The organism is Bacteroides sp. MSSM.1001136sp1_RTP21357st2_D2_RTP21359_211015 (assembly GCF_040913205.1).
Lineage (GTDB): Bacteria > Bacteroidota > Bacteroidia > Bacteroidales > Bacteroidaceae > Bacteroides > Bacteroides ovatus.
In genome coordinates this window covers 102,783-114,657 of record NZ_JBDFVF010000023.1, presented here as the reverse complement: position 1 = coordinate 114,657, position 11,875 = coordinate 102,783, and the positions used below count along the sequence as shown (strand labels likewise).

At 45.5% G+C, this 11,875-nt stretch carries 7 protein-coding genes; all 7 read right to left on the bottom strand.

Features of this window, described 5'->3' with window-relative positions; all coding sequences use genetic code 11:
- Positions 1-465: PfkB family carbohydrate kinase (locus AB5217_RS15600; RefSeq protein ID WP_368117368.1), on the bottom strand; the 465-nt coding region annotated here is incomplete at its 3' end.
- 35 nt (positions 466-500) lie between these two features.
- Positions 501-1,670: an MFS transporter gene (locus AB5217_RS15595; RefSeq protein ID WP_004307083.1), complete on the bottom strand. Its 1,170-nt coding sequence runs from the start codon at positions 1,668-1,670 to the stop codon at positions 501-503.
- A 318-nt stretch (positions 1,671-1,988) separates the two neighbouring features.
- Positions 1,989-3,824, bottom strand: coding sequence for a DUF4980 domain-containing protein (locus tag AB5217_RS15590; protein ID WP_032843843.1), 1,836 nt, complete (start codon positions 3,822-3,824; stop codon positions 1,989-1,991).
- Between the two features lie 100 nt (positions 3,825-3,924).
- Complete coding sequence (locus tag AB5217_RS15585) at positions 3,925-5,493, bottom strand: glycoside hydrolase family 32 protein (RefSeq protein ID WP_032843845.1); 1,569 nt, start codon at positions 5,491-5,493, stop codon at positions 3,925-3,927.
- A gap of 17 nt (positions 5,494-5,510) precedes the next feature.
- Positions 5,511-6,896 (bottom strand): DUF4960 domain-containing protein, encoded by a 1,386-nt coding sequence (locus tag AB5217_RS15580; RefSeq protein ID WP_032843846.1) that lies wholly within the window; start codon positions 6,894-6,896, stop codon positions 5,511-5,513.
- 26 nt (positions 6,897-6,922) lie between these two features.
- Positions 6,923-8,635: a RagB/SusD family nutrient uptake outer membrane protein gene (locus AB5217_RS15575; protein ID WP_032843848.1), complete on the bottom strand. Its 1,713-nt coding sequence runs from the start codon at positions 8,633-8,635 to the stop codon at positions 6,923-6,925.
- 27 nt (positions 8,636-8,662) lie between these two features.
- Positions 8,663-11,776: a SusC/RagA family TonB-linked outer membrane protein gene (locus AB5217_RS15570; RefSeq protein ID WP_032843874.1), complete on the bottom strand. Its 3,114-nt coding sequence runs from the start codon at positions 11,774-11,776 to the stop codon at positions 8,663-8,665.
- Between the last annotated feature and the right edge of the window lie 99 nt (positions 11,777-11,875).

The following is an 11,875-nucleotide window of genomic DNA, read 5'->3' as shown; positions in this document are numbered from 1 at the left end:
GCGGAGATTGATATCAAATATCTTGAGCTGTCCGTCTATATCGGGCATCGTATCCAGAAAGCGATTGATAGTGGCACGGCTCACTTCATTACGTTGAGCCAGCGAACCGAAGCAAACAGCACGTGTGCTCAAGGCCAGACGTTTCAGCTCATCCGTAAAGGGAATGTTGTCCCACGCCACGCCCTCTTTGATTTCGTAACAAGGCACGCCCTCGTCATCGAGCGTCACCTGCACCGTACCGGTAGGATAATCGACCTGTTCAATCTGCATCTTCAACTTCTTCTCGTTGAATACTTTCAGAATTTCTTCTCCCAGTTCATCCCTGCCTACGGCACTCACTACACGACTGTCAAAACCAAACTGTGATACATGATAGGCAAAGTTTGCCGGAGCACCACCGATTTTCTTTCCTTCGGGCAACACATCCCAAAGTGCTTCGCCCATTCCTACAATTATATTATTCATGATATACGGGTTTTATTGTTTCCAAAGTTATAAAATTATTTTCTGATACGGAACGTATAATACAAGAGATAAAGCACGCCCACCGTCATTACGGCAATAGCACCATTCTGTCCCATGGAAGTATCCGAAGCTACTCCCATTGCCAACGGAAACACCGTCCCGCCGAAAAGTCCCATAATCATCAAGCCGGAAACTTCGTTTTTCTTACCCGGCAAATAGAGCAATGCCTGCGAGAAGATAACGGAAAACACATTGGAGTTACCGAAACCAATTAAGGCAATGCAGGCATAGATAATTGCCTTTTCATGGAAGATAAACAAACCGATCATGGCAATCAACATCAGCACCACACTAATGCCGAAGAAAGATTTCGGAGACATCTTACGCAAGATGAAAGAACCCAGAAAACAGCCCGCCGTACGGAAAATAAAATAAAGACTAGTTGCAAAAGCAGCATCATCCAATCCCATACCGATGCGCTCCATCAGAATCTTCGGGGCGGTAGTGTTCGTACCTACGTCAATGCCGACATGACACATGATACCAATAAAACAAAGCAGGATAAACGGTTTACCAAGCAGGGCGATGCATTGTCCGAAAGTAGACGGTTTGCCATCTTCTTTCTCCTCTTCAATCTGTGTGACATTGAGCAGAAGAATAGCGATGACGGCCACAATCATATAAATAGGGAACAGGATGCGCCAGCCTAAATCGAAAGTCGGAATGGCCTGTGTCGCTCCCCACATGGCGATATAAGGTGCCAGGAAAGAAGCAATGGCTTTCACAAACTGGCCGAAAGTCAGGCTACTCGCCAAGCGGTCGCCACGCACGATATTGGAAAGTAACGGATTCAGAGAAGTCTGCATCAACGCATTTCCAATGCCCAGGAGGGAGAAGGAAATCAACATCAGCATATAGCTGTCGCCGAAAACGGGTAGCAACAGAGAAGCGAAAGTCACAATCAAACTAAGCAATACGGTTTTCTTCTGACCAATGCGGCTCATCAGCATGCCGGTGGGTACGGAGAAAATCAGGAACCAGAAGAATACCAGTGACGGAAAGATATTCGCCTGTGAGTCCGACAGCCCAAGGTCTGCCTTTACGTAATTGGAGGCAATGCCTACCAGGTCAACGAATCCCATGGCGAAGAAGCAAAGCATCACCGGGATTAGTTTGGAGAGGGAAGAGTTTTTACTGTTTTCCATTATTTTTTCTTTTATATGATGAATTCTGTTTCCATAGGGCGGAACACATAACCCTACGGCAATGTATGCATCAGTCCTTTATATAGTTGGTGTATCTCCCGTTCCTTGTTACTTTAAAGCTACGGTATTGTTGGGTTACCACGGCCGTGACGAACTAACGGAACCGTGGCTTTGAAGAAAGTGTCTCCGCACTTTAGTAGAACTCTTCCACTAGGACAGACGTACTCTTCCATAAGGAAAGAAGTATTAGTCTATAGGGAAAGAAGTATTCTACTCCAAAGAAACGAGGAAAGAACGCATAGAGTAAGGAGAATAAGCTTATTTCTTCAACTTGTAGATCACAAACGAATCTACTTTATACGCTCCTCCTTTACTGTAAAAGTCGATATGAGTGTAAGGTTCCGACGGGAATACTTGATTAGTCATCACAAAACGTCCGCCATCACCAAAGGCTTCCACACTGGATTTGTCAACAAACAGACGGAGTTTCAATTCGTCTTTTCCACTTTCAATGGCCGTCCAGGTCAACATTGGGAAATTCTCATTGAAGCTGACCTCTCCGCTCTTGCGACGATCCATCGAGAATTTCTTTTCTTTCATGTCATACTGCATATCCACTTCTTCGCCTTTGTCATTGTAGAGACGGAAGCCGATTACGTCTGCACGTTGATTTTCGATTGTCAATTCTATTTCGTATGCACCGTCATTACCGGGAATCATTTCTTTAATTGTGCGTGTTCCGTCTACTTTGAACGAGCGTTTCTTGGAAGCATCACGCAAAGCCAGCAGTTCGGGAGAGGGAGCTGATTGGAGGTAAGTCTCACCATCTACGGTAAACAGGCTCAAGTCACGGGGAACGGAGTTCGGGCTACGGTATTGGGAGGTAGGAACATCGTTTGCGTATTGCCAGTTGCTCATCCATGCGATAGCGATGCGGCGGTTGTCGGGAGCGTCACTCCAAGTCACGGTGGCATAATGGTCTTTTCCCCAGTCCATCCATTTGGTTTTGGAGGGTGATTCGTTTACAAACTCTTTTCCGTTGAAGGAGCCTACAAAATATTGAGTGGCCGAGTCACCGAAAGGACCGTCGCCGAGGCTGCAAAGCAGTACCCATTTCTTTTCATTTGTTCCTTCTACCGGGAGTTCGAATAAGTCGGGACATTCCCAAACGTTTCCGTGTGCGCCGTGTCCTTTGCCGAAGCTGCTTTCAAATGTCCAGTCTTTCAAGTTGGGGGAAGAGAAGAATTGCATTTCCTGCCCTACTGCCAATACCATGATCCAGCGTTTGGTGCCTTCGTACCAGAATACTTTCGGGTCGCGGAAGTCACGTGCTTCAGATACTAATACAGGATTGTTTTCGTATTTGGTAAAGGTACGTCCGTTGTCGGTGCTGTAAGCAATGCTTTGCACCTGACGGTCGCTGTTTTGTGTATAGATGGCGACGATGGCGCCTGCACCGAAGCCGGCGGTATTATGATGATCTATCACGGCGGAGCCACTGAAGATAGTACCGAATGCATCCGGGGCGATTGCTACGGGGCGATGTTCCCAGTTTACGAGGTCTTTGCTGATGGCATGTCCCCAGTTCATATTTCCCCATTTGGAACCGTAAGGGTTGTATTGGTAGAAAAGGTGGTATTCGCCGTCTTTGTATACCATTCCGTTCGGGTCGTTCATCCATCCGTAAAGGGGAGAGAAATGATAAGTGGGACGGAACTTTTCACGATTGCTTGTATCGAACGTGTCGGACAATTTCATTTCCTTGCAGCAAGCGGTGTTGTCCGGCGAAAGGTTGACACGAACCAGGTCGTTGGAGTTCATTTTAAATTTGAAAGAAATTAGTTTGCCGGAATAGTCGGAAAGGTCTACCGGAACAAAGTAATCGACTTTATGGATGGCCAGACGGACATCGAAGTTCTTTACCTCTTTATTATTAACAATCAGGCTGATACGCACATCGGGCGATGCATCTTCTACGGGCAACAACAGATACTTCTGGTTAGTGTTGACACGTACGAGGCAATGTCCTTCTCCTAAATCTTTAATTAATAGAGGAGAGTTGTCTGCACGGGCGGATAGAGAGATATTCATCACAATCATACAAAATAAAACCGCGAAGGTTTGAATTTGTTTGGAAGAGAGTCTTAAATTCATGCTTTATGGTATTAAGGTTGTTACAGTGCAAAGATAGGCGCTCCGGGATGAAACGCCTATCACTTTTGTTTCAAACACTGTAAAAGATGTTACTTTTCTATTAATAGGTGCTCACTTGAATATCTGATACAGTGATTTCACCTTTATAACAACAGAGTGACCACGGATTCTTCTGCATTTGATAGATGCGGTTCGTGAAAGATAACTGGTCGTTGATGTAAGTCACACAAATCGATTGGTCACTGTAAATCGTCACACGGTATTCATTATCCGCCGGAATATTGAATTTGTTATCAAACAAGTATTTGGCATTGTCACCGTCTTTCTCGAAGTTGGCTTTACCCTCGTCAGCGTTGACGTGGATGCTATACCATGATTTGGAGTCCGTTCCACGGACGAAAGAGATTCCAAAACGATCTGTATTCGAGGATGCTTTTACGGTAAAGGAAATCTTGTTGTGTACTTTCAACCGGTTGAAGATAACGGAAGCTCCTTCGGCCAACGTATAGGTTTTACCGCTTTCTGTTACGTTTCCGTCTTTAGCCATCACTTTTACCTCTTGTGCGGAAGTGTATTTACGGTCGATTGCATCGGGAACTCCTAGAGTCAATGTACCGTCTTCGTGCTGAATGAGGCGTTGTGCCACCAAGTTGCCAGCCCATTCGGGTTCTACATCCCCTACGTTTCCATTATCATTACCGGCACGGGTAGGACACCAGCCCCAGATGTAACGGTTGGTTCCATCGGAAGCAGTCTTGCCTGCATAGAATGCACGGCTGTCCAGCATACCTTCCCGATTGTCCGGCCATATTCCGGCATCATTGGCGGTGGTTGCTTTCAGTTCTTCAAGTGTTTTGCCTTTGAAATATTGTACCTTGCGCATGAAGGAAGCTTGTTCCGAATAGACCAGATACCACCAGTCTCCCATCTTGAATACGTCCGGACATTCATAGAAACGGTCCCACATCATGGTCATAAATATGCCGGCAGACGCCCACTCTTTCAGGTCAGTAGAGGTGAATTCGGCAATGTGTCCTTTTCCGTTTTTACGGGTGGCAATCAGCATGTGATAAACGCCGTCTTCGGTCTGGAACAGGAACGGATCGCGGAAGTCATTCTTGTCATAGCCGTACGTATCTCCTTTCAGATAGAAAGTGCGGTTCTTGGTCCATGTTTTAAAGTCGGGAGAGGTAGCTACCATGACTACCTGTGCATTCTGGTCGGAAGAAGGTTTGAATTTATTGCCGGTGTAGAAGGTGTAGTAGAGTTTATCAACCGGATTATAGATGGTACCTCCTGTACCGATGGCAGCATCCTGTTCGTCACGACCTCCACACGGAATCAGTTCGCCGAGAGATTCATAAGTAGCACCGTCTTTGGTGGCCACCCCGAAAATGGGGTGGTAAGTAGCTTCGGGGTTCGGACGGTAGTCTTGCAGGTACATCACTTTAAAGTCTTTGGCAACCGGATCATAGAATGGCATCGGGTCACCAACAAAGCCTACCTGCGGTTTATAGTACATCGAGAAGCCATGCTCGTCGGTCGATTGGAAGTAAGTGGCTGTACCATCCCAGTCTCTTTGAGTCAATACGGGATCCATCTCATCACTGCAAGCGGTCATTGAGGCCAACAGCGTGGTGATTGCTATATGTAAGATCATATTTTTCATAATTATTGCTTATTCTTTTATTTACATAAGTAGTTGATTGCATTCAGAGTCATTTGCTCTACGTTGTAGTGGTAGTAGTCGGCAGAAGCGTCTACGCCTTTACCGTACCAGTCGTAACAACCGGAGCCGATACAAATTGTGCGTCCGCTGTTGGCGCGCGGCTCAAATTCGGCAATGACTACCGCACCGTCACCTCCACGTGCCAGGTCAATTCCTCCTGTCAGGTTACGCCATTCGTTCAAGTCGGCATAACCTCCCCAGTCTGTTCCGATATGCCATTGTGCTGTACTATTGGTTATCGCATAGCCGGCATCACAAGTATATACTGTCGATTTGTCGCCATCTTTCCATCTTAAATCCTGGAACAACGGATGCGATTCGCTACCGGTAATCGGGAAGCTCCACGGAGAAGACGTAATTTCAGGTGAGTCTTCGTTTCCTCCCCAACTGTTGTTGGGTACACGCTCGTCTTTTGCAATGCTAAGGTCCTTAATATAGAAAGTTGCATAGCGGGTCAGCAACAGGTTGCCACCGTTTTGATAGTAGACTTTAAATTTCTCTACGGCAGCTTTCGCATCATCCGGCAAAGGAGGATTATCACCATTGTCTGCGTGGAAATGCCACCAGATTGCAGTATATTTACCTAAATCTACTTTTCCGTCTACTACATCTTTGAATGAGATGTATTCGGACATGGATATATTATCCATCATCCACTGGGCAGCGGCTTTTTCTTCAGGACTTGTCAGTTGGCTCACAGAAGAAGCTGTGCCGATAAAGGCAGTCGGAATTACATTTCCTTGAGTAACTGTTACTACATAAGGAGTCACTGCCGAACGGTAAGTTGCTGTATAAGTGACAGGGTTGGTAAAGTCCTGAATGCTGCCGGATGCCGGAGTCACAGTGACTCCATCTGATCCGGTGAATGTACCTTTCAACTGGGTAATATCCACTGTCAGCGGAACAACTACAGAGATTGTTTTTGATAACTGGTCTACTTTTCCTACATAAGTATCATTCAACTTAAAGGTCAGTATCTTTGCTTCGTCTCTCTTCACGGTAATCGTATAGCTCATCTGTACGTCGCCATTCTTCACGGTCAAAGATACGGGAAGAGAAAAGTCGATTGTTTCACCAACAGCGATGCTCGCCGTAGCACCTTCGGAAAGATTGATTTCACTGACGGCCATTCGGGTAACGTCATAATCGTAAGGAACTCCCACTACGATTGTCTTATTCTGATAATCGATCGTCCCTGCGTATTCATCCAGTTTAATAGAGTTCACCCATACATCTCCGTCCAGACGAAGATTGGATTTGAAGTCATCGCCACATCCCGCAACTGTCAGGCATGTTACAGTCACCAACAGGATGGTATAGAGTTGTTTTATGATTGATTTCATTTTATTCTTTGTTTTAAAATTGATGATTACCAACCGAAATTCTGTGTATAATTTCCGTTACTGGCACTGATCTGTTCGAATGGGATTGGAAGGTATTCGTTCTTATTTTCCGTGAAACCTGCATTCTTGTAAATAGAACAACGGGCTGCTTCGGTCACATAATAAGCATTGATAACGTCTTTGGCTTCTCCCCATCTTACGAGGTCAAAGAAACGTGAGCTTTCCATACCGAACTCTATACGGCGTTCCCATTTCAGCATTTTCATGGCTTCGTCCTGTGTATATGCTTTCAGTTCATAAGGAGTTACTTTGAAGTTTACTCCGTACTCTTCTTTGTAATTGAAAATCAGCATGGTACTTCCGGCTGCACGACTGCGGACATCATTGATAAGTGAGATGGCATCGGCAATGCGTCCGTCGTTCAACTGTATCAGGGCTTCGGCACGCATCAGCAATACGTCTGCATAACGGATGACGATATGATTCAGAGAACTTGCCCAATAAGAACCTTTTTTCAAACAGTCACAATCCGGGTCTACATTCTCTTTGAGAGAAACATAATATCCGTAAAGTCCCTTGCTACGGCTCCAGTCATCATTCTTCTGAATCATGTAGCCTTCGTTGTATTTATAAGGGAAGCCCGGCATACCTACCGTGTGGAATAAACGGGGGTCTACATTGTCTGACGTAACCTCGTAGTTCTCATTATCGTAGGTATTGAACAACGGTTTTCCCTGCGAGTCGGTTTTGAAAGCATTCACCAGATTTTGGCTCGGTTTGTGGAAGTCACAGCAGCCTAGTATCTGCGGAGTTGTCAGTCCCATTCCCCAGTTCAGGTTACCGTTGTATGTTCCGTCGTTGATAGAATATTGAATCGCCCATACAGACTCTACGCCATTTTCATATTGAGGCAGGAAGTTCATGCTATAATCATTTTCCAATCCGTAACCGGCTTTGGCCATGATGAGAGGATCGGTATATTTCACTACCTGCTTCAGGTCTTCTTCGTCGATACCGGTAAGGTTGTTGTTCACTCCATCCTGACGGTAAGCCTTATATAGGTAAGTCTTTGCCAGGTAAGCAGCAGCCGCAGCCTGTGTAGGACGTCCTTTTTCTATTTGCACTTCCAGCAGGTTGTCGTAGGCAAACTGAAAGTCGTCTGCTATCTTTTGCCATTGTTCGTTATTGGTATAGGTGGTATTCGAAAGCTTGTTGTAAGCATCCGGTTCCATGTTTTCATCGTCTACTATAACGATCTTCTTAAACAGTTGCTTCAACATGAAGTGAGCATGTCCGCGCAGGAACCTCATTTCAGCAATGCGCTGGTTCTTCAACGGATAAGTCTTTTCATCCATCAGATCGAGTGATTGCAAGGCTGTGTTGGCACGGGTGATGCATTGATACAGTCTTTTCCATATATCGTTGATGTTCCAGTCGGTAGTGTTGATACCTTTAGAAATCTCCAGCGCGTTGAACACACCGCCGTCTTCCGTACCGGAACCGCCCTTATAACAATCGTCGGAACGCACGTCATAATTCCAAAGCGAGAAGGAAGAGTTGATGTCGTCACCTGTTGCCCAAATGGCGTAGGCTGAAATCACGAGGTTGTCCACGTATTCGGGAGAAGCGATCTGATCGCCGGTCACAATACCCTGCGGAACCTGACGATCCAGAAAATCGTTGCAACTGCTTGTCAGCAAGGTAAATCCGATGGTTGCTATGTATAGTATCTTTTTCATGATAGTTCGTTTTATAAATGAAGTGAATTAAAATCCGATGTTAAGTCCGAAGGTGATATTCACAGGGATCGGATAAGAAAAGTTCGGGTTTTCGGGGTCTTCTCCCGTAAAGTCTTTACTCTTGATCGTCAGCAGATTTTGTGCGCTGCAATAGAAACGTAAACGTTCCATTCTCAACTTCTTGGAGATTACTGCCGGAACTGTATAGCCTAATTGGATATTACGCAGTTTCAGGAAGGAACCGTTTTCAACAAAGTAAGTGGAAACACGCTGTTCATTGTTTGTATCGCTGCGGGTCAATGCCGGAATCGTAGAGTTCGGATTAGTAGGCGACCAGGCATTGAGCAGGCGGGTTCCCTTGTTCAGGAAGCCGACGTTGGATGCACTCCAGAAGTCACTCTTCTTCTTCACGTCACTGATGATATCTACTCCTTGAACACCTTGCCAGAACATAGTCAGGTCGAAGTTCTTATATTCCAGGTAGATATTCAATCCGTAGCTGAAAGCAGGAGTCGGATCGTAAATCCATTCCTGGTCTTTTTCATCAATCACACCGTTATGGTCGATGTCGCGGTAGCGGATACGGCCTACGGCTGCACCTTCCTGCGTAGCGTGATTGTCCACTTCTTCTTGTGATTTGAAGATACCGTCGGCAATGTAGCCCACTTGTGAGTTGTATGTATGACCGACTACACTTTTTACTCCATTACCACCAAACTTTCCATTGGCAGCCACTGTCTCCGGCAGTTCAAGAATTTCATTCCGGTAAGTGGAGATGTTTCCGTTCAGGTCGTAAGTCAGTCCGAAGGCAGTCTTGTTGCGGTAGCCCAAGTTGAATTCAAAACCCTGGTTTTTCATTGCGCCCGAATTAATCCAACGGTTGCCACCTTCTCCCAATACTCCCACTCCTGCCATTTCAGTCAGGATATCGGTTGTTTTCTTGTAATAGTATTCCAATGAACCGTACAAGGATTGCTTGAACAGGCTGAAGTCGATACCGACGTTCGTCTGTGTGGTTGTCTCCCACTTGATATTGTCATTACCGATCTGGTTACGTTTGAATCCGGAAGGCAGAGTACCGCCTCCGTTAGAACCTGTAATATCGTATGCCGTACCGTAGCTTTGACCGCCAAATGAATCTGTTGTTCCATAATTAGGAGCGTAGATAGTGTAACGGGCAAGGTTGGAGATTTCCTGATTACCGGTCTGTCCCCATGAAGCACGCAGTTTCAGATCGTCCAACCAAGTCAGTTCCTTCATAAAGCTCTCCTGTGTGATGCGCCATCCCAAAGAAACGGAAGGAAAAGTGGCATAACGATGGTTTTTACCGAAGCGGGAAGAACCGTCACGACGGAGCGTCAATGAAAGCAGATATTTGTCTGCATAAGAATAGTTCATTTTGCCGAAGAAAGAGACAAGCGAGTAACCTTCACCGGCACCATAAGCCTGTGCTGTGCCGCTACCTGCATCGGGCCACATATAGTCGGGAGTAAGGATAGAGAAATCTTCTTTATAGCCGGAGAAATGACTGTCGTCTTCCCGGTTCAGCTCCATACCTGCCATGACGTCTCCACGATGCTTGCCTATTTCTAACTGGTAAGTGGCAATGGCATTCCACATCCATTTGGTCCAGTGTTCCTGTTTGGCTTCTACGGCACTCTTGCCGTTGTTGGTCTGTGTTCCTTCCTGATAAGGATAGGTGAAGTAACGGGCTTGTTTGTTTGCGTAGTCCAAACCAAAAGTAGAACGAACATTGAATCCTTTGAAGAGGCTTAGATTCACATAAGCATCACCGAACATACGCCAGTAAGTGTATCGGTTGTCTTTGTTGTATTCAAGTACCGCGCGAGGATTACGACGGTCCGGCCATCCGCCTACCGGTCCTCCCCATGAACCATCCGAAGCATAAACGGGGATAGCGGAAGGAATGTCCAAAGCAGTTTCAATAATTCCGCCGGGAGCTTGTACTTCCGAAGTACGGTTTAAGGTGAAATGCTGACCGATAGTCAATATATCATCAATTAATTTATAATCGCTGTTCATACGGGCGGAAAAACGGTCGAAGTCTGTATCTTTGATTACACCCAGGTTTTTGTAATATCCCAGAGAGAAGAAGGAAGAACCTTTCTCCGAACCGTTGCTGACAGAAAGATTGTATTGCTGGATGACACCTGTACGGGTAATTTCATCAAACCAGTCGGTATCTGCCACAGGCATTGTATTCTTCGAGTCCAGGTATTTGGAAAGACTCATACCGTATAGTACCGGATTTCCGTTGGCATTGTAGCCCCAATTATAGTTATATCCCAAAGCATTACCATTCGGGTTCTCGCCATCGTTTACATAGGCTTGCCACATGGCACGTCCGTACTGTTCCGTATTCAACACATCCATCTTACTTTGATACATGGAAGCTGAAACCGAAGCATCAAAGTTTACTTTAATCTGACCTTTCTTTCCTTGTTTGGTAGTAATGATGATAACGCCATTTGCAGCACGCGAACCATAGATAGATGCCGAAGCAGCATCTTTCAGTACTTGAATGGATTCAATGTCGTTTCCGTTCAATTCGTGCATACCGGCTTTGGTAGGAACTCCGTCGATGATATAAAGAGGATCGTTGTTGTTCAGCGTACCGATACCACGAATACGTACGGTAGCCGATCCGCTCGGATTTCCATCTGCCGTAATATTCATACCGGGTACGCGGCCTTGAAGTGCTTTCACCGGGTTGTTCTCCCCTTGCTTCTGGATTTCGTCGACTTTCACTACGGAAACAGCACCGGTCAGGTCGGCTTTACGTTGAGTGGTATAACCTGTTACGACCACTTCATCTACCATTTGAGTGTCTTCCTCCAATAATACATTAACGATAGTAGCCGATTTTACGGTCACCGGTTTATAACCAATATACGTAATCTTTAAAGTAGAGTTAGCTGGAACCGAAAGGGTGAAATTACCATCTAAATCAGTAATTGTTCCATTAGCAGTAGCTGTAGCTTCAACAACAGAGGCGCCGATGACCGGCTGTCCGTCCGTTTTAGAAGTAACGTTTCCTTTCACTGTTATGTTTTGCCCCCAAAGGACTGACATGAAAGCAAACAGGAAACAAACGCTGCAAAGAAGTTTTTTGTTCTTCATAATACGATGCATTAGTTTGATGTTATTAAATTAAAAGTACGAATTTTATCTATATCGATAATGCAAATTACGGTTGATTTATATCAAACGACTGAAAAA

What these genes read in the sequence shown, in the direction of transcription:
- AB5217_RS15595 (WP_004307083.1), bottom strand. Translation starts at nt 1,670, where the DNA reads ATGGAAAACAGTAAAAACTCTTCCCTCTCCAAACTAATCCCGGTGATG.
- AB5217_RS15590 (WP_032843843.1), bottom strand. Translation starts at nt 3,824, where the DNA reads ATGAATTTAAGACTCTCTTCCAAACAAATTCAAACCTTCGCGGTTTTA.
- AB5217_RS15585 (WP_032843845.1), bottom strand. Translation starts at nt 5,493, where the DNA reads ATGAAAAATATGATCTTACATATAGCAATCACCACGCTGTTGGCCTCA.
- AB5217_RS15580 (WP_032843846.1), bottom strand. Translation starts at nt 6,896, where the DNA reads ATGAAATCAATCATAAAACAACTCTATACCATCCTGTTGGTGACTGTA.
- AB5217_RS15575 (WP_032843848.1), bottom strand. Translation starts at nt 8,635, where the DNA reads ATGAAAAAGATACTATACATAGCAACCATCGGATTTACCTTGCTGACA.
- AB5217_RS15570 (WP_032843874.1), bottom strand. Translation starts at nt 11,776, where the DNA reads ATGAAGAACAAAAAACTTCTTTGCAGCGTTTGTTTCCTGTTTGCTTTC.